The sequence below is a fragment of the Paenibacillus sp. JT31N11 genome (assembly GCF_056269285.1).
In genome coordinates, this window is record NZ_JBWDNQ010000001.1 from 457190 (window position 1) to 481911 (window position 24722).

The following is a 24722-nucleotide window of genomic DNA, read 5'->3' on the forward strand; positions in this document are numbered from 1 at the left end:
GCCGGCATGATACTGGAAACAGCCGTTTTGCATGTGAAACTAGAACTGAATCATACTTTCCTCTCAAGCTTCAAGCAGGCTTCGGCGATAATTGTCTCCATGTCTGGCTATATCAACCATGAGCTGCAGCGGTGTGTTGACGGGAACCGGGAGAATCAATACCTGCTGCTGGTTTGGTGGGAAACGCTGGAGGATCATGTGACAGGCTTTCGCACTTCTCCCCAATATCTGGAATGGAAGCAGCTGCTGCATCATTATTATGAGCCGTTTCCAGTGGTCGAGCATTACGAGAAACTTGATCTTCTATAGAGGGGCTGCGGCTTGCTGTGAAATTCCGGACCTGTGAAAACTGGCTGTTTGATCTCGACGGCACCCTTACGGATCCCAAGGAAGGGATTACCAAGTCCGTCCAATATGCATTATCCAGATTCGGTATTCCCGCTGATGATCTGGATGCGCTGATTCCCTTCATCGGTCCGCCGCTTGCGGTAACGTTCCGGGAGGAATACGGGTTTTCTGCGGATGATACGAACCGGGCTATTGCCTATTACCGGGAATATTTTACCCGCCAGGGCATGTTTGAGAATAAGCTGTTGCCCGGCATCCCCGAGCTTTTGTCAAATTTATCCAATCAGGGGAAGAGACTGTTTGTCGCTACCTCGAAACCAATTGTTTTCGCCCGGCAGATTCTGGAGCACTTTGGTCTGGACCGATACTTCGAACAAATCTGCGGCAGTGAGCTGGATGGAACACGCTCTGACAAAACCGAGCTGATCGCTTCTATCATCCAGCAGTATGGCATTGATCCGTCCCGGACGATCATGGTCGGAGACCGCGAGCATGATATAATCGGCGCCGTTAATAACGGCATTGCCGGAATCGGAGTCGGTTACGGGTATGGCACTGAGATGGAAATGATGAATGCAGGCGCTTCGTATTTTGCGCCCACAGTGAATGTGGTAACAGCCTTATGCGAGCCGATAGCTATTCTGATTCTCCGGCCCGATGAAATTAAGTTGATTCATCAGGTTGACCGTTCTGAATGGATTGAGCGGATTTACAGGATGGAACAAGGCGTTTTGATTCATCAGCCAGCCGCTCATGAATGTCCCGGGTGGGATGAGGAGCAGCTGAAGGACCTGCAGAACAGGATACTGAGCGAAATGCGGCATGGTGGAACGGCATGGGGCGCCTTTGACGGAGAGCAGCTTGTCGGCTTCGCCGTACTTGGGCATAAACGAAGGGGCGAGCGGCGGGATCAACTGCAAGTGGATCTGATGTATGTCAGCCGCAGCCACCGACGGAGGGGAATCGCCTCACGATTCATGCGGCTGATGGAAGAGCAGGCACGAGCGCAGGGTGCCCGCTATCTGTATATCTCCTCTACCGAGACGGAATCCGCCGTGTCCTTCTACCAAAGTCTCGGAAGCGCGCCAACAGAACATATCGATGACGAATTGTTCATGCTGGAGCCTGAAGATATTCATCTGTTGAAAAGTTTGTATAGCGAATAGACAAACTAAACCTCCGATCCAACAGGGATCAGGAGGTTTTTCTTTCCATAAGTATGGTGGTAAAATAATATATATCCCATTGGAGCATGAACATGTTACACTGAAAAAGATATATTTTCATTGAAGGCGCCTGTCAGCGAGCGTAGTCTCTTCACCAATTTATGCGGGAGGTTATTCGCGATGGATAATTGTACAGTGGTTACAAAACCAGCGTTAAATCTGGTTGGAATCAGTTACTGCGGACCGTATTCGACATTTCCGGATGAAGCCATTCTTTTGCAGAGCGAGTTTCTCTCGAGAAAGCACGAATTAAACGGAGAGGTTAGATCCACCGCGCTGTACAGTCCTTATTTCGGCAACGAAGTGTTCGCCACTTATTGGGCGAGTTTCGAAACCGCGCATATGGAAACGGTCCCGGATGGAATGGTGCAGTTTATTATTCCGGAGCATACGTACGCCATGGTGACATGCACGAACAAGCGCATTGGCGAAGGCTACGAACAGTTATCCGCCTGGATGAATGAGCAGCAGCTGAAGAAGCGGGATAATGCCGTATCCATCGAAATATTTTATATTGATGAGCATCTGGAAGAAGAAGCGGTCGACCTGCTCGTTCCCATAGAAGATCAGGGTGGACTGGGAGTTTTTGAATAAACGTGACAGGTTTCGTATAGATCAAACTTAAGTGGGTGCTGTGATTTTAGGGAATGAATATGTTCCCGGATCGCACTAGCCCATTTTTATTTAGGAGGTACCCATGTCCATTCCCATTCATATTATTGATGCCTTCACCAATATAATGTTTAAAGGCAATCCGGCTGCGGTATGTTTGGTGGAAGCGGAGCTGGAAGAGGTGCTGATGCAGCAAATTGCGGCAGAAATGAATCTTGCGGAGACCGCCTTTTTGCATCCTCTAGCAGACGGCAGCTACTCCCTCAGATGGTTTACCCCTCAGGCAGAGGTGGACTTATGCGGTCACGCAACACTGGCAAGCGCCCACCATCTGTGGGAAATCGGTCATTTGGGCGAGGCTGAGCAAGCACGCTTTCATACCCGCAGCGGATTGCTGACTGCAGTGCGCTCCGGGCAAGGGATTATGATGAATTTCCCTGCGGAGCCCGCTGTTCAAGCGGCAGCTCCCGACGAGCTTATACAGGCTTTGGGCCTGATTCCCCGTTATGTGGGCCGCAACCGGATGGATTATTTGGTTGAAGTGGACAGCGAGGAAACCGTAAGGACGCTTCGTCCTGATTTTGCCCTGATCGCCAGAGTGGACGCGCGCGGAGTCATCGTAACAAGCCGCTCATCGGAGGCTTCGCGTGAGGAATATGATTTTGTATCCCGTGCCTTTTACCCGGCCCAGGGTGTGAATGAGGATCCCGTTACAGGCTCCGCCCACTGTGCGCTTGCTCCTTACTGGCAGCAAAGGCTACGCAAAACGGAGCTTCGCGGTTATCAGGCTTCGGATCGTGGCGGATATCTGCATCTTCGGAATGCGGAAGACCGCGTATTTATAACAGGTCAGGCCATCACTGTGCTGAGAGGAAGCTTGTCTTAGGTAATGAGTGATTATCTTTAAGAGTTGATCCATTTTCCTGAAAGGCGGCAATCCCATCATGAAGCGAAAACTGGTTATTAGCGATATCCACGGCTGCTATGAAGCATGGTTAAGCTTGTTGGAGAAGGTGGATTACGATAAAGAAAGGGATCAATTATTAATTCTCGGCGATTATGTGGATCGTGGACCTAACAGCAGGGAAGTGGTCGAGCATCTCATTTATTTGCACGATGTGCACGGAGCGGTTGTGCTCAAAGGCAATCATGATCAGAGGCTTGTCGATCTGATGAGATTCAAGGATGAGGCTGTGATCAGGAAATTTCTGTCCCATGGGGGCAGGGCGACTGTGAAAAGCTATCTTCAAACAGATCTGAGTGACCAGGAAGTGACGACTCAGACCGTGCACGAAATGATTGCTGCAATAAGCAAACATTATGAGTATCATATCACTTTTCTGAACAGTCTCCCCTACTATGCGGAGGACCGCCATCATATTTATGTTCATGCAGGGCTGAACCCGGAGTACCCGGATTGGAAGAAGCAGCCGCAGCGTGAATTTATGTACATCAAGGAACCCTTTCTGAGCAAGCCGACCGTTGTCGGCAAGACGGTTATTTTCGGTCATACCCAAGCGGAAGATATTCATGGAAGCCCGGACGTATGGTTTGGCGAGGGGAAGATCGGCATTGACGGCGGATGTGCTTTCGGGCAGCAGCTTAACGCCCTGGAAATAGACGCAAGTGGACATTACCGGACGTACAAAGTGGGCTTTCACTCCTAGGTGAAGGCTCTCTTTTTGTTAAATAGAGAAATTATGCGCCGGAGATCAGTTGTTTCTTCCTGTATATTTCTGTATAATACCTAGTAAATTTATACATAGATTTACTAGGTATGGAAGGAGATAAAATCCATGAAGATCAACAAGGAATTATTAAAGGGAAGCACGGTCATCATGATACTGACGATGCTGAATCGCAGAGCCATGTATGGCTATGAAATGATTAAGGAGATGGAGCAGCAGTCGGGGGGCATCTTCAGTCTTAAGGAGGGTACGCTTTATCCCATTCTGCATTCACTCGAATCGGAGAGCTGGGTAGAGGCTTATTGGAGCGAGCATGATGGCCGCAAGAGGAAATATTACCGTATAACCGATAAGGGCGGTAGGCAGCTGCAGGACAAGAAACAGGAATGGGTCGTATTTCGTACCGCTCTGGATCGCATGATTGGGGAGGGGGGAGCATGAGGTCTATTGAATCCTATCCACAGGTGCAGAAATTTCTGCAAGCGGTTTGTCAGCAGGTGAAGGCGGTTGATCTGCATGAGGAGATTAAAGAAGAATTAATCGTACATATCGCTGATCGGGCGGAGGAATTGTTACTTCAAGGACAAGAGGAAGCACAGGCAGTTGAGCAGGCCATTCAGGCAATGGGCTCTGCGGCGTCAATTGGGGACAAGCTGCACCATATTCACAGGCCAAAGCTGGATTGGGGATTGATTTGCCTTCTGGCTCTTATAGCGGGAATGGGCATAATTGCGATCTGCGCGGTTCAAGCTGTAGATAATTCCTATATGAATGAAGGCCGTTATGTAGAGAAAAAGCTGGTATTTACAGGGCTTGGCTCAATTGGACTCGCCGCGTTATGGTTTTTCGATTACCGCAGGCTGAACCGGTTTTCGCTCGTTTTATTTCCGGTGACGCTGACGGTGTTGGCGGCAGGCATTGCTGCAGGCCGACCGATTAACGGTATGCCCTATTTAAACTTTTATGGAAAAAGCATTGATGTGGTGACCATCTGCACCTTTATGCTGGTCATCTCGCTTGCGGGAATGAAACTGCCAAAATATTGGACCGTGCGGGAGACCTTCCTGCGAAGCATCTACCTGCTCGGCATTCCTACCGTGATGTATATGAAAGGAAACAGCTTATCCGCAGGAATCTTGTATCTGGCGCAGCCTTCGGATTTTTCTGGTTGTATCGCCGTTCGTCATACCAATTTGTGGTTATTATTGGAGCTTATGTTATTACTGCTGTATCTATTGGTATGCTGAATCAGATGTATTCCCGTTATTTTCTCTCCAGGATGACGTCATTCCTGTCCGATGACAAGTTTGGGGCGGGATATATGACCTATCAGTCCCTGCAGGCTATTAACGCCGCTGGCTGGTGGGGGCACGGCTTTGCAGCCCCTAACACGCATCTGCCTTATCAACACAGCAATATGGTGTTCTCGTATTTGATATATAGCTTCGGCTGGGCAGGTGGTCTCATCATTGCAGCGGTTGCTGTGTTATTTATTGTGAAGATAGCAGCGCTTGCTCATTCCATTCGGGATGAATATGGCCAGCGTTTAGTGGGGCTGCTGCTGATCGTCATAGGTATTGAATTTGTGCTGCCCATGCTGATGGCAATGGGACTAACTCCGAATATCCAGGTTCTGCTGCCGTTTCTGAGTTACGGCAATACGCTGCTGCTGCTTCATTTTGGCGCTGTCGGTTTGATTCTCACGGTATACAAGCGAAAGAACATGATAAGCAGCCAACAAGTCTGGAACAGGCAGTAGGCAGAAACCAAAAAATGAGACTGCTTGCGGGCGCTTCCGCCGCATGCAGTCTCATTTCCTTGTTCAAGCCCAAATAGACGGCTTGAGATTTATTCACTTTAAAGCGATTGTTTGTTCCACCTTCTGAATGACGGCATCACCTATGATCCCGATCCGCCAGAGGGCAACCCCCTTCAGATCGTAACGTTTGGCCAAACCGATTTTGCCGTTAATAGTGCCGGCATTCTCACTGCCCATGGAGATGCCCAGGAGGATCTTGTCTTTGGGCACCTGATTCAGTGCCAGATGAATTGCTTCATCCACACGCTTCAGCGGCTCAGGTCCTTTCTCATAGGAATAATCGTAAGCCATTATGACGAATTGATCGGCATATGCGGCCAATTTCTTGTAATCATAGCCTTTGTAGGAGCCATTAAGCGGATGAAGGGCAAGGGTGAGCTTTAGATCCCGATTTTGGGCTTGTTCATTCAGGAGACGGACAAATTCGGTGAATGATTGCTGGACCGTACTGGCCTCCCCTGTCAATCCAAGACCTTCAAAGTCCAATGTAATGCCATCGAACTGCTTGTCCGCAGCCAGCGCAACGATATTATCGATTGCCTTGCTGCGCAGCTGAGGATCTCCAAGAAGTCTGGTCAGTTCTCCCTTGACATCGGTTGCCACCACCATAAGTTCAGGGGAGGTTCCGGCCTGGGATGCTCCCGTAATAATGGATTCCGGCGTCGTGTCGCCTGCACCCTGGGGCCAGTAATAATCTTTTCCCTGCAGCGTTAATTGGCCTTGTTCATCAATTCGTGCCCAGCCAAACGAGACGGAATCGAATTTACTGATAAATCTCCGCTCATCGAACGAGGAAATAGCATAAAAGCCCATGGTATACAGGTCTTCCTTGGGGGAAACAATCGATACGGTCCTGCTCTTGGCATCCCAGCCTACGGAAGCGCCAAACTGGCTGCTGAAGAAGCTGAGCGGAACAAGCACCGATCCATTGCTAACAAGCGGAGCAACCGCCAGAGGAAGCGAGTTCCCATTAACTGTCGCGTTCTTGCTGCTGACGCGGAGAATCACGGTTTTGCTTGCTCCCGCAATGGACTTGGTTGCCTCTATCTGTTGGGTTTTCGCCGTCCATTGAACCGAGATCTGCATGGCTTCGGCAATTGCCCGGAAAGGAACCATCGTTGTGCCTTGGATGACGACAGGATCAGCAGGGAACGGCAGCGGATAGCTGTCCAGCATTATGGAAAGAGGTGCGGGCGCGTCAGAAGCGGCCTGTGCCTTGGGAGCCAATCCGTAGCCGGAGATAAGCATGAAGGAAGAGCAGAATATAAGGGCTATCTTTTTGGATTTTCTCATCTTGAATATTCGTCTCCTGTCCAAATCTATTAATCTATTAAGTATAGCAGGTCGTTTTCACAGAACAAAGAAGATGGCCCAAAACAGCACCTAAAGAATTGTTAAATCCGATCGATCGCGGTACAAGCGCTCCACAGCAGCCTATGCAGACCGTTGATTACCGGATCGACGAAACAAACCGAAGCAGAGGCTTCGGTTTGTTTCGCGAGAGTAGGATTGCTGAAGCAGAGATAATTCAAACGTGGATGTTTTGCTGGGAATCTTCTCCGGCAGAGCGGCTCCGCGAGCGTTTCATCGAGGCATGGAGAGTCACTTTATTCTTGCCGGACGTCTTCGACACGTACATGGCTTCATCCGCCTGCTTCACGACTTCCTCGGCAGAAACGCCGTCGCGGGAGCAGCTCACACCTATGCTGATCGTCACGATGCTTTCTTTCTCAACGCGGCTTCGAATGGTTTCCGCCACTTTCTCAGGCTTGACGCCAGCAGCGGCTACCAGTCCCAGCAGCTCCTCGCCCCCGTATCGCCCGGCCGCTCCGATACCGGCGGTTTCTTCTTTTATAATATCAGCAACCTGTTTGAGTACGCCGTCGGCACGATGATGGCCTTCCGTGTCATTCAGCTTCTTGAAGTTGTCTATGTCACAGAAAATAATGGCGATCCGTCTTGCCTCGCGCAGCATCTGCTCTGCTTTCTTATTGAAATGCCTGCGATTATACAAGCTGGTCAGGCCGTCTGTAATGGAGGATTGAAAGGTCATCAGCAGCCTCTCCAGCACCCAGTCAAACAAAAGCAGAAACAACAGGGCATAATAGACAATAGGAAGCAGGTGGGAAAGAATCACAAGCATCGGCTCGCTTCCGTGAAAAACATAGCTGTCTGCGAGATCCGAGAGCTGATAAATGAAATAAACAATCAGACTGGCAGAGTAGCTGAAGCGTTGATCGATGCCGCGCAAATTCAGCAGTATGATAAAGTTGATGACGAGGCCATAGAAATCCAGAGCGAGTGCGGACAAGCCTTCAGCGCCTACCGGATGAGTGAGAATATTCGGGTCCAATGCGATCTGAAGCGCCGTAATCCCGACCAGGCCGATAACCATAAGAAGAAATGGCATTCCTTTAAGACGTGTTGAAGGCTGTGTATACAATTTCATGAAAACAAAGTTTATAATAATAAAGGAGAGCAGGCTTGTAACGGAATAGGACAAGTTCAAATAAGGCGACTGGGATAACCCGGGAAAAGCGAGACTGACAAGCGCTGCTTGCTGTAGAATAACAATAGAAAGAACAACAATCAGCAACCGGTGGGTTTTGTTCCGGCGGTAGCTTTTGTACAGGCGAATCGACATAAAGAGCGTCAAGACCAGTATGGTCAAAACACAAGCGGAAGCGAAGGTTTGACCGGTCGGACCGGCAATCCACTGCAAAATCGTCATATGATACCCACCTAGCGAGGTTGAAGTTATACCCGATTAAACTTCTTATGTATGGTTGAAACTTGCCGGGTGGAATAAACTTTACAGAAACATATGTTCTAGTATATCATGATTTTGTTCAGTCGAAAAGTGTCGAGGACGACCGTATGAAGAAATGTTTTCTTGACGGAAACCATCATTTTTATGCTTGCGATGATATGTTTTCTTAACAGAATACATTTGAGGAGGACAAGAATGAACATATTACAAGCTTTGTTTTTTCCGCCGGATCAGCCCGGTGGTGTGTCCTCAATGGTTCCGTATATCCAAGAGCGGTTTAATAAGATGGGTTGGCAGATGGAGCTGTTCTCTATTCCCAAGAGGGTCAGAAGCAAGGGGCAGGACGCTGTCAGCTTCGATACGTTCGATATACGACAGTACGAAGGCAACCCGATTGTTGATAAATATATTCAGACCTATCGCGACTACTTGTGGTGGACGCGAATGCGGATTAATAAATCATACGACCTGATTCACGCGCATCACCCCATAGCGGCGCTTGCGATGAAGAAGCTGTATCCGGAAATGCCGCTTATGATGACGATTCATTCCAGCTATGAGCGGGAGCTCATATTGAACGGCAGGATCCGGGAGGGCGGACAGGAGCATCAATTTCTGACATCCATCTACGGTGAGCTGGAAGCCAAGGTTGACCGGATTCTGACAGTCTCCGAATCCTTCAGAAGCTATATAAGCCCCTATATCAAAAATCCCGATGCGATCAAGGTCATACCGAATGGCTTCGATGAGAAGCGCTTCCGGCCGATCTCCCATGAGAACGAGGTTGTACAGCTGATTACTGTCTGCCGGCTTGTGCCTGCCAAAGGTCTGGATATTCTGCTTCATGCCTGTGCAGGACTAAAGGCAAAGGGGCATGCGTTTGTCCTGCATATCATTGGCGATGGCCCTATACGGACGGAGCTGGAGCAGCTTGCCCTGCAGCTGGATTTGTATGACGATATTATTTTTTATGGCTATATGCTTCATCCGGAGGAATTCATGCCGTTCTTTGACGTGTTCGTACTTCCGTCGCGCGCCGAGGCGTTCGGATCGGTGTTCGCGGAAGCCGCGCTCTGCTGGCTGGCTTTGATCGGAACGAATGTAGGCGGCATCGCAGAGCAAATCGATGATGGCGTCAATGGCCTGCTCGTTCCTTCGGAGGACCCGGAGGCCCTCTGCGAGGCGCTTGAGAAAGTCATCAGTGATCCCAGCTTCCGCTACAACCTGGCCCGGGCAGCCTGGAATAAAGCGAAGAAGGTATATTCGCTGCAGCGCGTCATCGCTCAATTGAAGGAAGTTTACCTGGAGATTAATCCGGAACCGGAAGTGAAATCTTAATACCGGCAGGAGGAGTTTACGAATGAGCGTCCCGTTCCGTTTTATTCATGCTGCCGATTTGCATGTGGACAGTCCCTTCCAGGGTCTCCCGGACGCGCCTCATCATGTGCGTGAAACACTTGTGGACTCAACCTTCAAGGCAGTGGAGAAGCTGGTGGAAACGGCAATAACGGCAGATGTGGATTTTATGGTGATCGCCGGTGATTTGTTTGACTCGGCAGACCGTTCCTTGCGCGCGCAGCTGGCACTGCAAAAACAATGGCAGCGGCTGCACACCCATGGTGTGCAGCTGTTTGTCATTCACGGCAATCACGATCATCTGGGCGGCGGCAGGGCTAACTTGCAATGGCCGGAATCCATGACCATTTTCGGTTCGAAGCAAGTGGAACACTCGCCAGCCTACCGAAAGGACGGCGAGCTTGCCGCATATGTGTACGGCATGTCGTATGGAGCGCGAGCGGTGACAGACAACATTGCCCGCGGCTATCGTCCGGATCCGGAGGGCCCCTACCATATCGCGCTCCTCCATGGGAATGTGGACGGCAACCCGGCCTATGATCCATATGCGCCCTGTTCGCTCACTGAGATTGCTTCAGCCGGTTTCGATTACTGGGCTCTCGGACATATACATACCCGTGCCGTTCTGCATACATATCCCCATATAGTCTATCCGGGAAATACACAAGGGCGTCATTCCAGAGAAACAGGCGCCAAAGGATGTTATATCGTCGATGTAAAGCCCTCCAGGGAAGCGGAGCTCACCTTCGTGGCTCTGGATACCGTCCGATGGGAACACATGGAGGCGTCCATCGAGGAGGTAGAACATGAGCAGGCTTTGCTGGATCTGCTGGAGCGGACGCTTCTCGCCGGTCTGACCGGAAGCGGCGACCGGCCGCTGGTCGTCAGGCTGCGCCTTACAGGCAGGGGGGCCATGCACAGTAAGCTGACGGATCCTGTCTTTGCAGCAGAGCTGCTGGACGGATTGCGCCAGCGGATGGAGAGCGGATCGGCTGGCTGGCAAACCGGCGAACAGCCGTGGTGCTGGGTCGCCGGCTTTGATCTGGCGACAGGGATCGTTCTGGATCTGGAGGCTGCTGCAGGTGAGGACAGCTTTACCGGTGAACTTCTGCGCGGCGTGTTAGAGATTGAAGCTGACGTAGCGGGCCGCCTGGAGCTGTTGGAGGAAGCGCTTGCGCCGCTGCTTGCCAATGCCCGGATGCGTAAGCTGGTAAGGGAACGCATGGAAGGGCATTCGCTTTCCTGGCTGCAGCAGGCGAAAGAGCTGGCAGCCGGTTTACTGACGGAGGAGCATGAAGCGGTTCCTTCATCCTCTGCGATGGAGACAAGCGAAGGAGGAGCTGTGAAGTGAAATGGATAGGTCTGCATGTGGAAGGCTTCGGCAAGCTGAGCGATTTTCGCTGCAGCTTCGATGCGCCGGTAACGGTCATTTACGGGCCGAATGAAGCGGGAAAAAGCACGATGCTGGGGTTTATCCGCTCGATGCTGTACGGCTTTGCAACGAGGGCCAATCCCTCCGAACGGCAGGAGCCATCCGCTGGAGGCCGTCATGGCGGCAGGCTGCTATTCCGGGATTCGCTCGGGCGAGCCTATGTATTGGAACGGCTTGCCAAGACGGCAGGGGGGAAGCTGTCTGTCCGTCCCTATGAAGGCCAGCTGGCAGAGGGGCAGCAGAATGACACGGACGTGCCCGCGGCGCCAGACCTGCCGGAGCTGCTCCTCCAAGGCGCTTGGGAGCAGCTGTTTCTCGGTGGAGTCAATGAGAGAGTATATCGTCAATTATTCGCTATTACGCTGACGGAGCTGCAGGCCGTAGGCATGCTGGAAGGCGATGAGCTGGGCAAGCAGCTGTATCACGCAGGCTGGGGCGGAGGGCAGGCGATTGCCAGGACAGAGAAGCAGTTGAACGCCCAATTGGATGGACTATTCCGTCCGCGCGGGAGCAATCAGCAGATGAACCGGCTGATCAAGGAATTGGACGATACGGAAACGCAGCTGCGGCGTCTGGAAGACGAGATCAGCTCCTATAATGATCTGGCGGATGAACTCGTACAGACACAGCAGCAGCTTCAGGAATTGGAAAGCCGCCTGCCCGCAATGCGGGAGCAGGCGGCGCTGCTGGCTCGAGCCCATGAAACAAGACCGCTGTGGATCGGGCGCATGGCGCTTGTGCGCGAGCTTGAGGATCTGAATACGGCCGGAAGGCTGCCTTCGGATATGAGAAGAAGATGGGAGCTGTGGACGGTTGAACATGACCGCACGGCTGCTGAGCTTCGCGGCATTAAACTGAAGGCCGACGGACATGAACGGGAATCAAGGTCCCTGATCTATGATGTGAAGCTGATTGAGGCTGTTGATGAGATCGAAGCTCTATTGATGTCAGTGGAACGGATGAATGCGGTTCGTCTCGAACGCAAGGCATTGGAGGCAGAGCTGCGAGAGCATTCCGAAGCGCTGTCCCGATTGTTGTCACGGATTGCTCCGGACTGGACAGAGCATCAGCTGCGCCTCTTCCATTTCACTGTCGCCGACCGTGAAACGGTGAGGGCGGCAAGAGCCGCGATGACGGACGCGGCGAGAGCCAGCCATCTGGCGGAGGCGGAGCTGCGTTCAACCCGCGAGCAGACGCAGGAGGTGGAGGCGCAGCTGGCCGAGATTGAAGAGACGGCTGGGGGAAGGGAACTGTTCCGGCGGGGCGGGTCTCCAGCCGGAACAGGCAGCCAGCAGCGCGGGCAGCTGCATGGGAGCGACGGAAGCTTGGGCAGCCGTGAAGAGGCAGCGGCTGCTGTCCGCATGGCGGACTTTGGCGGCGCTGAGCTGCTGCCGGCAACGCCGGAGGGGCTGCGCCATGCTGCGCGGACGTTCGAGGACGCGTGGCGGGAGCTTGAGCTTGAGCAGCTGCGCGCTGAGCAAGCGCAGCAGGGGGCTTCCGGCGCCAGCGCCGCCGGGCACCGCGGCGGCGCGGCGCTCTGGGCCGCGGCCGGCGCGCTGGCTGCGGCCGCGGCTGCGCTGCTCGCGGCCGGATGGCCCACGGCCGCGGCCGCCGCCGCCAGCGCCGCGCTGGCTATCGCGGCGCTGGCGCTGCTGCGCCTGCGCGAAGCGCGGCAGGCTGCGCCGCGCGCCGGCGCAGCGCCGGCCCGCGCTCGCCGCGGCGGGCCGCATCGCGCCGCGGCAGGCCCCGCGCCTTCCGCGGCCGCGGCGGCGCTGGCCCCGCTTGCCGCGGCGGAGCGCCGCGTTGCGGCCGCGCTGCGCGTGCTCGTCAGCGAGCCGGAGGCACTGCTCGCCGCGCTGCTGGCAGACCGTGAAGCTGCCACCGGGCGAAGCTTCGCTCCTCCGGGCAGCGAAGCATACAGCCCCGCCGCTGCGGCTCCCACAGGCGCTGACAAGCAGCACACCGCATCGCGGGCTTACATCCAGGAAGCCGCGGCTGCCGGCGCAGCGGTCAGCCGGGCGGCAAGCGGCGGCGGGATGCACCACCCCCAGCCTGTCAGTCCTTCAGCGCTGCTGGAGCAGCTCAGGGCGGCGATAGATGCCCGCCTGGATCAGCTGCGCGCGGGCCAGCACAGCGCCCAGCGCAGAAGAGAGCTGCAGCGCCGCCTCGCTTCGCTTGCGGCTCAGGAAACAGAGCAGCGGCTCCAGCAAGCGCAGGCCGCCGAACAGGAGCAAGCCGCGGCCGCCAATTGGCATAGCTGGCTTGCCGCGCAGGCGCTGCCGCTTACATTATCCCCGGAGGCGGCGATAGAAACCGCCGACCTGGCTGAGCAGGCGGCGCTTCGGCTTCAGGCACGCGACCGCCTGAAAGCTAAAGCTGCCGATATGGATACGCAGCTTGCGGACTTCGAGGCGGCGGTCAGGACGCTTGGCTCAAAATTTCCGGATGTCAGAGGGACCGCGTCTGCGGAACCTGGATTTGCCTTGAAGCTGATGCACAGCGAAGCGGGGAAGCAAACGGCAGCGCGTGCGCGACTGAACGAATTAACAACGGAAATTGCGAGGCTCCGCACCGCAGAGACCTCACTTGTGGAAGCACATAACAAGCTGGATGATGAGCGGGAGACGTGGTTTGCGGCAGTTTCCGCGGACAATGAACGCGATTTTCTGGAAGCGGTCAAGAAATCCGAGCGACTGCAGGAAATTGAGCCGGAGCTGTACAAGCTTGCGGCAGAGCTGGATGCGGGAGTAACCTCTGCCCAGAGAGAACGTCTGGAGCAGTGGTTTCAATTTGTCGATGCCGCCCGGCTGGAAGCGATGAAGCTGGAAGCGGAATCGGCCTTGGCAAGCGGAGAGCGGCTGAGAAGCGAGCTGCTGGAAACAAGCGGACGCCAGCGCCAGACGATGGAGCAATTGATGCAGGCCGGCAGCCGTACGCGTCTTCTGGCGCAGCGGCAAGAGACTTCAGCGGCGCTGAAGCAGTTGATGGACAGGTATGCGGTAGCGGCATTGAGCATGACCATGATACGAAGAACAAAACGGCTGATGGAGGAGCAGCGGCAGCCCGCCGTTCTGAAGGAAGCCTCGCGCTATATGGCAAAGATGTCGAAGGGGAAATACACCCGGATTTCCGTGCCGGAGGGGGAACAGACGATTCGGCTTGAGACGCCGGACGGTCAGTTCGTCGACAGCATCTTTCTCAGCCGGGGGACGGCTGAGCAGTTGTATCTGTCCATGCGGTTTGCTCTTGCGGATGAAGCGGCGATGACGACGGAATTGCCGATGATCCTGGATGATTTATTCGTCAATTTTGACGGCTCCCGGCTGGAGGCCGCCATAGATATCATTGGAGAGCTGTCCAGCCGCAGACAGCTTGTGCTGCTTACCTGTCATGATCATATTCGGGACAAGCTGATGGAGCGGCTTTCCAGTGCCAGGCTTGTCCACTTATCCTAAACGATGCACAGGGGGTTTATTTGCCTAGGGGAGCAGACTGCTTGATCAGAAGTGCGAGCCATCCGAGACTGACAAGGCCGAATATCGGGTAAAGCGTGGACAGCAGCGGTCCGAACCCGATTTGACTGGCAGCATAACAGATTACGAGTACGATTAAGGTGATCCGGGTATGCGACATCTTCATCCGTTCTTTAAGCTGAAGCGTCAGTCCATAGATATCTGCGACCAATGTGGTGAAGATCTCGGCAAAAATCAGGCCGATATAGATCCACTGCATGCCATGTCCAAGCTCGCGGGCGATCCCGCCCATCGGAATGGCATACTGCTGAATACCGGGCATGTAGAGGGATAAGGCCATATGCCCGGCGATCAGCATGAAGCCGATCCCGATTCCGCCTATCCATGCACCGGCGATGATAGTCTTGCGGTCCCGCACCTGCGCTCCGAGAGGGACAAGCACAGCCTGGGACATGGACAAATTGAATGCCGCGTACAGCAGGGGCGAGGCCCACACGGCAAAGGGAGAATAATCGCTGGTCAGCAGCATCCAGCGGCTTGAGCCAGGAGTATTCAGCGTGTCTACAACGATAATCAGCGTAAAAACAAGCATCAACGGCACGACAATCGAATTGATAGTCAGTATGGCGCTCATTCCTTTGCGGACAAGAAAAAAACAGCCAATAAGCGTCACAAGCAGTCCGGTCTGATAGGAAACATTCCAGTTTTCTGTGAAGATTGTCCCCGCGCCGGCTAGCATAACGGCATTGACTCCAAGAAGTACAATGAGCATAAAATGGCTGACCCAACGCCCGAAACGCGGGCCAAACAGCTTCTTGTTGACATCCTCGTATGACTTGGCGGATATGTCGCTTGCAATCAGCATCATTTTAGCTCCAAGCCAGATGAACATGGCGGTTGCCAGGAGAATAGTGGCTGCGCCCCAGTAGCCGAAACGTGTGAAGAACTGCAATATTTCCTGTCCGGTCGCGAAGCCGGCACCAACTATGGTGCCCATATACGTGAAAGCAATCTGCAAGACTTTTCCAAATTGTTTCATGACGGTTCCGACCTGCCTCTCGTTCGCACTTATCTACAAGATATGTGAGAAGAAGGACAGGCATGACAAGTCCCGGCATGAAAATCGTCTTGTTCGGGTTTTACTCGGAATCGGCAAAGAGCTTAATGGAAATGATTTGGTTGTTTTCGGGGTCCAGATCAAGCTTCAAGAGGGCGCCAGATGCTTTGTAGGCGATAACGCTTGAGGTGTGTGTTTCCGGCTTGCCAAGCAGCGTCAGGGCTGTTTTTTCACTGTCTCCGACGCGCAATCCGTTGAGATCGGTGACGGCATCGCTCTCGAACACTTCGATGAATTTTACTTTTTTGCTCGCGTCGAAGCCGATGGAGTAGCCTTTATATTCGTGGACTGTCAGTTCATCGCCGCCATCATCCAGGCTGTAGCTCTCGGAAGGCTTGCCGAGCAATTTGTCCAGGGAAGCCTGGGAATCGGCGATGGAGATCTGGCGCAGCTTGGGTGCCTTTGGATCCCATTTCAACTCGGCCTTTCCTTCTTTGGCCGTATTCTTTAAAGCGGTTGATTCGGTTGTGGCATCCGCTTCGGATTTCGCGTCATCACCGGAAGCAGGAACAACAGGGCTATCTCCATTGTTCTTGTCCTTATTGAAGGATTGCTGCGGACTGTTCGTGCGTTCTGAAGAGTTTCCGTCAGCTTGTCCCTGAGGCTGGGCGGCGTTGTCGCCGGCGGAGGACGGATTGCCGGACTGCATCTGGCATCCGGCAATGACAATGGAGAGCAAAGCGACAGCCGCCCCGCGCGCAGCCTTGCGGGATCTCGGGTTGTTCAATTGTACGTACACCTCCTGCATTTTGATGCTCTAGTGGCCTTAAAGCATCCAACAACTATTAGACGTAAAAACCTGGCAAAAAGTTGCATTAAAGCTTGTGGAATTTGAATCCTTCCTGCTTGTCCAGCTTGCGGAGTTGGCCTTGCATATGGTACTTTAGACGTAAAAAGGTGTTTGGTGGAGGGAAAGCGATGGAACTGTTAAAAGAACGGATTTTACGCGAGGCTTCCGTCATCAACAATGATGTGTTAAAGCTCGATGCACTGCTGAATCATCAGGTTGACCCTCAGCTGACGATGGCGATGGGCAATGAATTTGCCAGACGTTATGCGGAGCATTCGATTACGAAAGTGATTACGGTTGAATCTTCCGGCATACCGGTTGGATTTACAACCGCCCTGTCATTGGGTGTTCCACTGCTTTTTGCAAGGCGCAAGAAGACGCTGATCGCCGATCCGGATGCGCTGACGGAGCGGGTGCCCTCATTTACGAAAGGAATTGTAACGGATATTATGGTATCCCGCCAATTTCTGACCGGGAGCGATACGGTCCTGTTCATAGACGATATCATAGCCAATGGCGATGCAGCCCGCGGACTCATAAAAATAATTGAACGCTCCGGCGCGAAGCTGGCCGGTCTTGGAATCGTAGTTGAGAAATCCTTTCAGGCCGGGGCGCGAACCATACGGGAGCAAGGGATTCGTGTGGAATCGCTTGTCCAGATTGCCTCCTTGGAAGGCGGGCATATTCAGTTCCTGTAGCTTCATGAACGAAATATTCCACAATCAGTACCTTTTCGATTCAGCCGTTTTGCCTTATAATGTTCTTATTGACCGAGGGGAGGCACAAGAGCATGGGGAATCTTTCTGCAGATTTTTTAGAAACCAAATTGTCCGACGCCAAGAATCACTTTGAGCGTGCACTCGATTGCAAGCATACGGAATTCGATGACTTGTATCCTTATATGATCGAGCATCCACAATTTTTTTGGTACAAACGCTATGTTGCCTGGTCCGAGTTATTAACCATTGTCAAATTGTCCGAAGAGCTTGAGATGGATTGGAAAACACAATTCACAGCCAAGCAGGCTGATTATATTTCAAGTCGTGTCATGTCGTCGCGCGTACTTGATGAATGGTATGAAACCATTGATTCGAACGAAACGGTGACTTGATAACAGCATAGATTGAGTAAGAGACCTCAATGAGCAAACTTGGGCATTGGGGTCTTTTACATATAGGGATACATGATGAGAGGGTTAGGGGGCAAACGAAAACCGTGATATCAGAGGAACAACTGGATGCATATCGGGTGGAAGGCACACGGATTCGTGTAGTCCGTGACGGCATAGAAGACAATGACGTGATCGGAATTGTAGTGGCCTGGGACGATGAAGTTGTAGCAATCCGCCGGCCGAACAGACGGATCGTGAAGGTGAAGCGGAATTATATCATCGAGCCGGCATCTGAGCCCCGGAGCAGCAATTGGGAAGTCTAAAGCCAAAATGGAACCCGGCAGGATTGCTGTTTTTCCTTGGCAGTAAGCATCATTGACCACAACCAGGAGGAAGTTCAGACTTTGAAACGGAAGAGCAGCATATTCGCCCTATTATTAGCAGTTATCGTCCTATTTATTATTCCCCGTCTGGATTTTCTGAAGGAACAGACGGAAGCGCCGGTATACGGAGAAGCGGATTATTCCATTCATTTTCCTACCGACCGTTTTCCGAAGACAGCCAGGCATATCAAAGAGGCTATTGAAGCGGGGAAGTCGCCGGTCTGCACCATTGACAGGGATGGAGCGGATGAGAATAGAAAAGCCTCTCTGAAGGGCATTGATACGAAAAAAGGTTTTGACCGCGACGAGTGGCCGATGGCCATGTGTGCGGAAGGCGGCGAGAATGCCGATATTGCTTACATAACCCCATCGGATAACCGGGGAGCGGGCGCTTGGGTCAGCAATCAGCTGGAGGACTATCCGGACGGGGCAACGGTGATGTTCATTATGGAATAGAACGCTTGCTGGATCCATCTTCTTTACGCTGCGCAGGACAAAACATGAAACCTCAGCCCCATTCAAACGTAGAAAAGACCGAGCAACGACATGAATTGAATGGAGGATATTCATAATGAAATGTCCCGTATGTGATGATGCGCGTATGCGTGAGGTGGAGAAGAACGGCGTGGTCATCGATGTCTGTCCCGAATGCAAAGGCGTTTGGCTTGACCGGGGTGAGCTGGACAAGCTGACGAATGGAATTCGTGAAGTCCGCAGCGAATATGACCGTTTGGAACGTCAGGTCTCCTATGATAATCAAGACAGCCGCGGCTACAGGCAGGATGATCACTCGAACGATGCTTACGGTTCAAGAGGCTACGACAAGAATGGCAGACCGTATAAAAAGAAGAAAAACATGATGGACGTGTTCGGCGACTTGTTTGAATGAGTCAAATGACAGGAATTCAATAGCAGGCTTCCTGGTTTTGAGGGGGCCTGCTTTTTTAAAAGCCTGGAAATGAACCCGCTGCATGATCCTTTGTGAATTATAACTATATATACTGTTTAAGTAACATGACGATAATAAGACTCTGGCAAGTTGGCTGGAGTTTTTTGCTTTTTAGAGGGGAGGAATGAACAGCGTAAAAGCTATTAATTATTGAGTATTTCGAATTGTGGAACTTTATCCCGGATGATTGACTTCGGATTGTACGGATGATAAGATAAATCTCGTGGTTAAGAGATATGCCACAAGAAATACCAACTTATGCGGTCGTGGCGGAATTGGCAGACGCGCTGGATTCAGGTTCCAGTGGTAGCAATGCCGTGGAGGTTCGAGTCCTCTCGACCGCACCAAACCCTCAAGCCAAACTCTTCTTGATGAAGAGTTTTTTTATATGTAATAGAAACCGAAGAACCATTTAAAGAAGTATTCCCTGACAGCGGAGCGGGGAAATACTTCTTTTTGCGATTCGATCGTGTCGCATTTTTACAATGAGCCTTCGGGCAAGGATGTTAAGATAACAGCAGAACTCAAGCATAAAGGAGCTGCATCACAAATGTCCAATCTTGAAACGCTGCCTGTTGGAGAAGATTTTCCGTTCGAATCCCGTTATCTTGATGTGAATGGTCATCAGCTGCATTATATCGATCAGGGGACCGGGATACCTGTTGTTTTTCTCCACGGCAATCCCACTTGGGGTTACACGTTCCGGAATGTGATCCCTTATATGCAGCAATCCGCTAGATGCATTGCGGTCGATCTGATCGGAATGGGCCGATCCGACAAGCCGGATATCGGCTACACCTTTCTGGAGCATGTGATTATATAAGCCGCTTCATCGAAAAGCTCGGATTGAAGGATATCGTCCTGGTGGGTCATGATTGGGGAATGGCAATTGGTTTGCAGGTGGCGGCCAACCATCCGGATAATGTGAAAGCCGTAGCGATGATCGAGCCGCAAGCCTTGTATCCGAATGCGTCCTGGTCGGATTTCTCCCCGCCGGAATCCAGAGAGCTGTTTCAGAAGCTGCGCGATCCTGAGGAGGGGTGGGCGTTCATGCGGGATAACAGTGTATTTATTGAAGGCATGCCTCATATTATCATCAACCGGACGCTAACGCCGGAAGAACATGCGCAGTATCGGGAACCGTTCCGAAATCCGGATGAGCGGAAGCCGATGTGGGTGTTCCCGAATCAGATTCCCGTTGAAGACGAGCCAAGCGATGTTGTACAAGCCGTGGAGGAGTGCAACGTGTGGTTTACAGGCAGTGACATTCCGAAAATTTTGTTCTATGCAACGCCCGGCTGCACCGTACGCGAGCCTCAATTGAACTGGTGCCTCTCTAATCTGCGGAACTTGTCGTTATTCCATATCGGCACGGGCTTCCATCATCTGCTGGAGGAGAACCCGCATGCGATCGGACAAGAGCTTCTGAGGTGGTTTCGTCAGATGAGCGAGGTTTCCCATCGGGTGCTGTAAGGTGATTTAGATAAGATCAGAATAAGCTTTGGTATAAGGATTCCGGCGGATCATCTGAATGAGATTGGATGCGGCAGCGGATAAGGGTTCGTTTTTGCGGGTACAGATGGCAATGCTGTTTACTAGGTGGATTCCTTCTACATACACGCGGCATAACTCCCCGCGCGCCACATAATCGCGGACGACCAATGAAGAAACGAAATTCGCGCCGTATCCGGCAATAACCGCTGTGATTGACTCATGCAATCCATTGAACTGCAATGCTATCCGCGGAGCCGATGAGATGTATGTCCGGCATAAGGCAAATAATCTCTCGCGTGTGGAGCTTCCCTCCTCGCGCATAACAAACGGCTCCTTCATCATCTCCAGTAAAGAAACATGCTGATTCGCAAAACGGTGATTCGGCGCCACGACGAACCATAATTCGTCCTGAAACAATTCCTCGGTCTGAACCGTATCTGGATATTCTTCCGGCAAACCTCCATAAATCGCCAAATCCGCCTCCACATTCAAAAGCTGCTTCAGGGCATCGCTGGAGTTGGTTGTCGTAATCGTCATTTCCACTTCTTCATACTGCTGTTTGAACTTGGCAATCCAGGCCGGGATCAGAAAATGGGCAGGCAAATACGTCGCAGCCAACCGGATGTGACCTTTGGCGCCTGTACGGTAATCCTGGGAGAACTGTTCGATCTGCTGTTCAACCGCAAAAAGTCTCTTGGCGAGCAGAGCAAGCTTTTCTCCCGCATCGGTTAAAGCAATTCCCCGGCCATGCGGTTTAAGCAGGGTGAGATCCAATTCTTTTTCGAATTTTTTAACCTGGGCGGTAATGGCCGGCTGGCTTATGTTCAGTAATTCCGAGGCACGAGTCACACTTCCGGTCGCAGCTATAAGATGAAATAAACGCAAGGCGTGAAGATTCATAGCGGCACTCCTTATCTCAATTCATATATTTAAATTATAAAATATCTAAAAAGATATATTATATCTATGATTATACTTCAATTACAATGGAGTTGAAAAATAAAAAGGAGTGATAACGATGAATCAAACGAACACGTGGACCCAAGTAGACCGGTATATTACTGAGCGTCTTATTCCGCATGATCCCGTTCTGGAAAAGGTGTTGGCCACCAATCATGAGGCTGGGCTGCCGGCGATTGACGTAACGCCAAACCAGGGAAAGTTATTGAACATTTGGGCTCAAATGCAAGGCGCAAAACGGATTCTGGAAATCGGCACATTGGGCGGCTACAGTACCATCTGGCTGGCAAGAGCGCTGCCGGCAGGCGGACAACTGGTCACGATAGAATTAGACCCTCACCACGCCGAAACAGCTCGGACCAACATCTCGCTTGCCGGGTTGGATGATATTGTGGAGCTTCGTGCAGGGGACGCCCTGGAGCAATTGGCCCTGTTGGAGAAAGAGCAGGCAGCGCCATTCGATCTTATATTTATCGATGCCGATAAGCCGAGCAACCCGGCCTATCTGAAGTGGGCGCTTCATTTTTCACGCAAGGGAACGGTCATTATTGGTGATAACGTCGTCCGTGATGGAGAAGTCATAAATGAAAATAGCAGCGATCCGCGCGTCATAGGAGTAAGGGAATTCTATGATCTGCTGGCTGAAGAACCGGGAATTACGGCTACTGCCATTCAGACAGTGGGAAGCAAAGGCTATGACGGGTTCGCAATAGGGATTGTGAATCGCAATTCGGAAGAAACCGCGGGTTAAAATATATGCTAATATTGCTATAGAGAATCTCATTCGCATAGAATGTAGAGCTGCGGCTCGACCATTTAACGGGGGGAGAAATGGAGACAACCAACAAGATCCAACCGGGAACCAGCGGGAAGGATGCAAAGGCATTGCCTGGCCATCAGCAGGTCAATGAATATAAGAACAAACTCGAGCATCCCCTGAAGAAGGAAATAGAGGCAGTACGAACGATCATTTTAAGTGCGGATAAGCAAATCAGCGAACATATAAAGTGGAATGCGCCGAGCTTCTGTTATGGGAAAGAGGATAGAATGACGTTTAATCTTCACGGAAAGGGATTTTTCCGGCTTGTTTTTCATCTCGGGGCGAAGGCCAAAGATGGCAGTGCGCAGAAGCCTTTGTTTGAGGATGCTACAGGATTATTGGACTGGGCTGTCAGTGACAGGGCGCTCGTGAGGTTTACTGATATGAATGATGTGGAAGCCAAGAAAGAAAAGCTGGTGGAGCTTGTAATGAAATGGCTGGAAGTGACGAGCCCGCGGAAATGATAATGGGACGATGGTTTAGGGCAGGGGGTGTAGCATGCGCTCATATTGGGTTTGGTTTTCGTTTCTGGCGATTGCCTGGATTTGCAATTTTGCTTCTTTTTCAATGAGCCCCGTGCAAATGCCTTGGCGTATCCTTATGAGCGCACTGTTCTTCGCCTTGTATTTCATAACTCCTCTCTTCCGGCAGAAACCAATTGCGCTGACGGTAATTTTAAGCGCTGCTGCCATAATGGCTGTCACTGCTCTTTGGCCGGAAAGCGGAGGATTCCCCAATCCTTATCCGCTGCTTGTTTTCTCGCTGATCGCAGGGGAGGCGGTTTACCGGCTGCCTGCCCCTCACGCATCGGTAATTAGTGTTATTCTGTTGATTGGGGCGATTTCACCAGGTTACTGGGGATATTCCACCCTTTCACCGCTGTTTATTGGCTTGTATGGCTTATTGCATGGAGCAGCCTTTATGGTCTTTCGCGGAATCTGGAAGAATGAAGAGGAAATGACTGCCCGGAATGAAGCGCTGCTGAGCGAATATCGTAAAATGAAACGGCGTATCGTCTCAGACGAGCAAGCGGCGCGTCAGGAGGAGCGGGTACAGGTTGGACGGGATATTCATGATTCTGTCGGGCATAAATTGACGGCGCTGTTAATGCAGCTGGAGGTATTCCGCATGGAGGCAGACCCTGCAGCGGCGGGCCGCATGCAGGCGCTTAAGGTTCTGGCCAAGGAAAGTCTCGATGAGACGCGAAATGCGGTCAAAGCCTTGAAGCAGCATGAGGCAGGCGGGTTGGCCGCCATTCTGAGCTTGATCCGCAAGCTGGAAGCGGAGAGCTTCATCCGGGTTAATTTTTCTGTGAAGCATGGCGCTCTTTCTGCGCCCTTGAGCAATACCCAGTCCATTGCCGTCTACCGCGCTGTGCAGGAGGCTCTGACGAACATGATGAGGCACAGCAATGCCCGCGATGCCGATATATTGTTTGAAGCGCCTGGCGGAGGCGTATTCAGATTTGAAATTATCAATACACGCAAAGAAAATAAGCCATTCCGGGAAGGCTTCGGACTCCGCTCCATGCGGGAGAGAATCGAGTCTGCCGGAGGGCAGCTGGATGTCCTTGCCTACGAAGACCGGTTTATCGTGCGGGGGACATTATCGATGGTGAAAAAGGGTGAGGTGGAGGCATGATCAGAATTCTGCTCGCCGAGGATCAGGCAATGGTACGCCAAGGACTCAAAATGATGATCGAAACCGACAGCGAAATGCGTGTCACCGGTGAGGCCGGCAGCGGGAAGGATGCCGTGAAGCTGTGCGAGTCCCAGGTCTTCGACATTATCGTTCTGGATATTCGCATGCCGGAGATGAACGGTCTGGAGGCGGCGCGAATAATCCGGACACGCTGGCCCCAGTGCAAGGTGCTCATGCTCACCACATTCAACGATGAACAGTATGCGCTGGAGGCGCTGAAGCTTGGGGCAAACGGATATATGCTCAAGGATGCCGAGCCGGAAGCGCTCATCCGCTCCATCAGAAGCTGTCTGGCTGGCGGGCTTGCCCTGCAGGACGACGTGGCGGCCAAGATCATTCCGCAGCTGCTCAGGGGAACCGGAGAAAAGCAGCAGGTCGATGCATCCATTACACCGCGTGAGCTGGCGATCATCCGCCAGGTAGGAGTCGGAAGGAGCAACCAGGAAATTGCAGGCGAGCTGGGGCTATCCGTCGGTACAGTCAAGAATCACCTCAGTCAGGTCATGGATAAGCTGGACCTGCGCGATCGGACGCAGCTGGCCATCTATGCGATCCGGCACGGTATCGTTTGAAAAAAAGTGACGCAAGTCATGGTTTGCCAAACTTGAAATGACCGAAGGCAGTGGGAGCACTGTCTTTTTGTATATAAACTTTAAGTATGCCATCGGGATAA

25 protein-coding genes, 1 tRNA gene and 2 pseudogenes are annotated in these 24722 nt (G+C 52.2%); 23 read left to right on the plus strand and 5 right to left on the minus strand.

The window, feature by feature from the left end:
• Nucleotides 1–6: 6 nt before the first annotated feature.
• The 9 genes and pseudogenes from AC0YNV_RS02135 to AC0YNV_RS02175 all read left to right on the plus strand — a co-directional run bounded on the left by AC0YNV_RS02135 (nt 7) and on the right by AC0YNV_RS02175 (nt 5633).
• Complete coding sequence (locus AC0YNV_RS02135; RefSeq protein WP_475765440.1) at nt 7–309, plus strand: antibiotic biosynthesis monooxygenase family protein; 303 nt, start codon at nt 7–9, stop codon at nt 307–309.
• Nucleotides 310–326: 17 nt separating this feature from the next.
• Nucleotides 327–971: pseudogene (locus AC0YNV_RS02140) on the plus strand (HAD family hydrolase); the annotation flags it as partial.
• Between the two features lie 93 nt (nt 972–1064).
• Nucleotides 1065–1514 (plus strand): GNAT family N-acetyltransferase, encoded by a 450-nt coding sequence (locus AC0YNV_RS02145; protein ID WP_475767262.1) that lies wholly within the window; start codon nt 1065–1067, stop codon nt 1512–1514.
• Between the two features lie 180 nt (nt 1515–1694).
• Nucleotides 1695–2168: a GyrI-like domain-containing protein gene (locus AC0YNV_RS02150; protein WP_210039580.1), complete on the plus strand. Its 474-nt coding sequence runs from the start codon at nt 1695–1697 to the stop codon at nt 2166–2168.
• 103 nt (nt 2169–2271) lie between these two features.
• On the plus strand, nt 2272–3072 hold the full coding sequence (locus AC0YNV_RS02155) for a PhzF family phenazine biosynthesis protein (RefSeq protein WP_475765442.1): 801 nt from the start codon (nt 2272–2274) through the stop codon (nt 3070–3072).
• Nucleotides 3073–3130: 58 nt separating this feature from the next.
• Nucleotides 3131–3853 (plus strand): metallophosphoesterase family protein, encoded by a 723-nt coding sequence (locus AC0YNV_RS02160; RefSeq protein ID WP_475765444.1) that lies wholly within the window; start codon nt 3131–3133, stop codon nt 3851–3853.
• Between the two features lie 129 nt (nt 3854–3982).
• Nucleotides 3983–4315 (plus strand): PadR family transcriptional regulator, encoded by a 333-nt coding sequence (locus AC0YNV_RS02165; RefSeq protein ID WP_475765445.1) that lies wholly within the window; start codon nt 3983–3985, stop codon nt 4313–4315.
• A complete protein-coding gene (locus AC0YNV_RS02170; protein WP_475765447.1) occupies nt 4312–5121 on the plus strand; it encodes a permease prefix domain 1-containing protein in 810 nt (269 codons plus the stop codon). The genes AC0YNV_RS02165 and AC0YNV_RS02170 overlap by 4 nt, the downstream gene beginning before the upstream one ends.
• Nucleotides 5070–5633, plus strand: coding sequence for an FtsW/RodA/SpoVE family cell cycle protein (locus tag AC0YNV_RS02175; RefSeq protein WP_475765449.1), 564 nt, complete (start codon nt 5070–5072; stop codon nt 5631–5633). Before AC0YNV_RS02170 ends, AC0YNV_RS02175 begins: the two co-directional genes overlap by 52 nt.
• Nucleotides 5634–5726: 93 nt before the next feature.
• On the opposite strand, the gene AC0YNV_RS02180 is transcribed toward AC0YNV_RS02175, so the two are convergent.
• Both AC0YNV_RS02180 and AC0YNV_RS02185 read right to left on the minus strand, forming a co-directional pair.
• Entirely contained in the window at nt 5727–6986 is a 1260-nt protein-coding gene (locus AC0YNV_RS02180) for a stalk domain-containing protein (protein WP_475765450.1), read from the minus strand.
• A 235-nt stretch (nt 6987–7221) separates the two neighbouring features.
• Nucleotides 7222–8424 carry a GGDEF domain-containing protein gene (locus AC0YNV_RS02185; protein ID WP_475765452.1) on the minus strand — a complete coding sequence of 401 codons (1203 nt, stop codon included), beginning with the start codon at nt 8422–8424 and terminating at the stop codon, nt 7222–7224.
• 234 nt (nt 8425–8658) lie between these two features.
• On the opposite strand from AC0YNV_RS02185, the gene AC0YNV_RS02190 reads away from it, so the two are divergent.
• The 3 genes from AC0YNV_RS02190 to AC0YNV_RS02200 are packed head-to-tail and all read left to right on the plus strand — an operon-like array spanning nt 8659 to nt 14706.
• Nucleotides 8659–9801, plus strand: a complete 1143-nt coding sequence (locus tag AC0YNV_RS02190) for a glycosyltransferase family 4 protein (protein WP_210039573.1) — start codon at nt 8659–8661, stop codon at nt 9799–9801.
• A gap of 22 nt (nt 9802–9823) precedes the next feature.
• Entirely contained in the window at nt 9824–11170 is a 1347-nt protein-coding gene (locus tag AC0YNV_RS02195; RefSeq protein WP_475765454.1) for a metallophosphoesterase family protein, read from the plus strand.
• A complete protein-coding gene (locus AC0YNV_RS02200; protein WP_475765456.1) occupies nt 11167–14706 on the plus strand; it encodes an AAA family ATPase in 3540 nt (1179 codons plus the stop codon). The genes AC0YNV_RS02195 and AC0YNV_RS02200 overlap by 4 nt, the downstream gene beginning before the upstream one ends.
• Before the next feature lie 16 nt (nt 14707–14722).
• On the opposite strand, the gene AC0YNV_RS02205 is transcribed toward AC0YNV_RS02200, so the two are convergent.
• Together AC0YNV_RS02205 and AC0YNV_RS02210 are read right to left on the minus strand one after the other, a co-directional pair.
• Nucleotides 14723–15763: a YkvI family membrane protein gene (locus AC0YNV_RS02205; protein WP_210039570.1), complete on the minus strand. Its 1041-nt coding sequence runs from the start codon at nt 15761–15763 to the stop codon at nt 14723–14725.
• Nucleotides 15764–15863: 100 nt separating this feature from the next.
• Entirely contained in the window at nt 15864–16568 is a 705-nt protein-coding gene (locus tag AC0YNV_RS02210) for a hypothetical protein (RefSeq protein WP_475765458.1), read from the minus strand.
• 191 nt (nt 16569–16759) lie between these two features.
• Between AC0YNV_RS02210 and AC0YNV_RS02215 the strand changes: the two genes are divergently transcribed.
• From AC0YNV_RS02215 to AC0YNV_RS02245, 7 genes and pseudogenes are all read left to right on the plus strand, one after another.
• On the plus strand, nt 16760–17329 hold the full coding sequence (locus AC0YNV_RS02215) for a xanthine phosphoribosyltransferase (protein ID WP_475765460.1): 570 nt from the start codon (nt 16760–16762) through the stop codon (nt 17327–17329).
• 92 nt (nt 17330–17421) lie between these two features.
• Complete coding sequence (locus AC0YNV_RS02220) at nt 17422–17742, plus strand: hypothetical protein (RefSeq protein WP_475765462.1); 321 nt, start codon at nt 17422–17424, stop codon at nt 17740–17742.
• Between the two features lie 104 nt (nt 17743–17846).
• Nucleotides 17847–18065 (plus strand): hypothetical protein, encoded by a 219-nt coding sequence (locus AC0YNV_RS02225; protein WP_210039566.1) that lies wholly within the window; start codon nt 17847–17849, stop codon nt 18063–18065.
• A gap of 81 nt (nt 18066–18146) precedes the next feature.
• Entirely contained in the window at nt 18147–18581 is a 435-nt protein-coding gene (locus AC0YNV_RS02230) for a NucA/NucB deoxyribonuclease domain-containing protein (RefSeq protein WP_475765465.1), read from the plus strand.
• 115 nt (nt 18582–18696) lie between these two features.
• Nucleotides 18697–19014, plus strand: a complete 318-nt coding sequence (locus AC0YNV_RS02235; protein ID WP_475765467.1) for a TFIIB-type zinc ribbon-containing protein — start codon at nt 18697–18699, stop codon at nt 19012–19014.
• 320 nt (nt 19015–19334) lie between these two features.
• Nucleotides 19335–19421 (plus strand) — tRNA-Leu (locus tag AC0YNV_RS02240).
• 203 nt (nt 19422–19624) lie between these two features.
• Nucleotides 19625–20547 (plus strand): annotated as a pseudogene (locus AC0YNV_RS02245) (haloalkane dehalogenase).
• Nucleotides 20548–20553: 6 nt separating this feature from the next.
• Here AC0YNV_RS02245 and AC0YNV_RS02250 read toward each other — a convergent pair.
• Nucleotides 20554–21468, minus strand: a complete 915-nt coding sequence (locus AC0YNV_RS02250) for a LysR family transcriptional regulator (protein ID WP_475765468.1) — start codon at nt 21466–21468, stop codon at nt 20554–20556.
• 118 nt (nt 21469–21586) lie between these two features.
• Here AC0YNV_RS02250 and AC0YNV_RS02255 point away from each other — a divergent pair, with 118 nt between their 5' ends.
• From AC0YNV_RS02255 to AC0YNV_RS02270, 4 genes are all read left to right on the plus strand, one after another.
• Nucleotides 21587–22279 (plus strand): O-methyltransferase, encoded by a 693-nt coding sequence (locus AC0YNV_RS02255; RefSeq protein ID WP_475765470.1) that lies wholly within the window; start codon nt 21587–21589, stop codon nt 22277–22279.
• Nucleotides 22280–22359: 80 nt separating this feature from the next.
• Entirely contained in the window at nt 22360–22812 is a 453-nt protein-coding gene (locus tag AC0YNV_RS02260; RefSeq protein ID WP_475765472.1) for a DUF1801 domain-containing protein, read from the plus strand.
• 34 nt (nt 22813–22846) lie between these two features.
• Complete coding sequence (locus AC0YNV_RS02265; protein ID WP_475765474.1) at nt 22847–23989, plus strand: sensor histidine kinase; 1143 nt, start codon at nt 22847–22849, stop codon at nt 23987–23989.
• Nucleotides 23986–24621 (plus strand): response regulator, encoded by a 636-nt coding sequence (locus tag AC0YNV_RS02270; protein WP_475765476.1) that lies wholly within the window; start codon nt 23986–23988, stop codon nt 24619–24621. Before AC0YNV_RS02265 ends, AC0YNV_RS02270 begins: the two co-directional genes overlap by 4 nt.
• Nucleotides 24622–24722: the final 101 nt, after the last annotated feature.

What these genes read in the sequence shown, in the direction of transcription:
- AC0YNV_RS02135 (WP_475765440.1), top strand. Translation starts at nt 7, where the DNA reads ATGATACTGGAAACAGCCGTTTTGCATGTGAAACTAGAACTGAATCAT.
- AC0YNV_RS02145 (WP_475767262.1), top strand. Translation starts at nt 1,065, where the DNA reads ATGGAACAAGGCGTTTTGATTCATCAGCCAGCCGCTCATGAATGTCCC.
- AC0YNV_RS02150 (WP_210039580.1), top strand. Translation starts at nt 1,695, where the DNA reads ATGGATAATTGTACAGTGGTTACAAAACCAGCGTTAAATCTGGTTGGA.
- AC0YNV_RS02155 (WP_475765442.1), top strand. Translation starts at nt 2,272, where the DNA reads ATGTCCATTCCCATTCATATTATTGATGCCTTCACCAATATAATGTTT.
- AC0YNV_RS02160 (WP_475765444.1), top strand. Translation starts at nt 3,131, where the DNA reads ATGAAGCGAAAACTGGTTATTAGCGATATCCACGGCTGCTATGAAGCA.
- AC0YNV_RS02165 (WP_475765445.1), top strand. Translation starts at nt 3,983, where the DNA reads ATGAAGATCAACAAGGAATTATTAAAGGGAAGCACGGTCATCATGATA.
- AC0YNV_RS02170 (WP_475765447.1), top strand. Translation starts at nt 4,312, where the DNA reads ATGAGGTCTATTGAATCCTATCCACAGGTGCAGAAATTTCTGCAAGCG.
- AC0YNV_RS02180 (WP_475765450.1), bottom strand. Translation starts at nt 6,986, where the DNA reads ATGAGAAAATCCAAAAAGATAGCCCTTATATTCTGCTCTTCCTTCATG.
- AC0YNV_RS02185 (WP_475765452.1), bottom strand. Translation starts at nt 8,424, where the DNA reads ATGACGATTTTGCAGTGGATTGCCGGTCCGACCGGTCAAACCTTCGCT.
- AC0YNV_RS02190 (WP_210039573.1), top strand. Translation starts at nt 8,659, where the DNA reads ATGAACATATTACAAGCTTTGTTTTTTCCGCCGGATCAGCCCGGTGGT.
- AC0YNV_RS02195 (WP_475765454.1), top strand. Translation starts at nt 9,824, where the DNA reads ATGAGCGTCCCGTTCCGTTTTATTCATGCTGCCGATTTGCATGTGGAC.
- AC0YNV_RS02205 (WP_210039570.1), bottom strand. Translation starts at nt 15,763, where the DNA reads ATGAAACAATTTGGAAAAGTCTTGCAGATTGCTTTCACGTATATGGGC.
- AC0YNV_RS02215 (WP_475765460.1), top strand. Translation starts at nt 16,760, where the DNA reads ATGGAACTGTTAAAAGAACGGATTTTACGCGAGGCTTCCGTCATCAAC.
- AC0YNV_RS02220 (WP_475765462.1), top strand. Translation starts at nt 17,422, where the DNA reads ATGGGGAATCTTTCTGCAGATTTTTTAGAAACCAAATTGTCCGACGCC.
- AC0YNV_RS02235 (WP_475765467.1), top strand. Translation starts at nt 18,697, where the DNA reads ATGAAATGTCCCGTATGTGATGATGCGCGTATGCGTGAGGTGGAGAAG.
- AC0YNV_RS02250 (WP_475765468.1), bottom strand. Translation starts at nt 21,468, where the DNA reads ATGAATCTTCACGCCTTGCGTTTATTTCATCTTATAGCTGCGACCGGA.
- AC0YNV_RS02255 (WP_475765470.1), top strand. Translation starts at nt 21,587, where the DNA reads ATGAATCAAACGAACACGTGGACCCAAGTAGACCGGTATATTACTGAG.
- AC0YNV_RS02260 (WP_475765472.1), top strand. Translation starts at nt 22,360, where the DNA reads ATGGAGACAACCAACAAGATCCAACCGGGAACCAGCGGGAAGGATGCA.
- AC0YNV_RS02265 (WP_475765474.1), top strand. Translation starts at nt 22,847, where the DNA reads ATGCGCTCATATTGGGTTTGGTTTTCGTTTCTGGCGATTGCCTGGATT.
- AC0YNV_RS02270 (WP_475765476.1), top strand. Translation starts at nt 23,986, where the DNA reads ATGATCAGAATTCTGCTCGCCGAGGATCAGGCAATGGTACGCCAAGGA.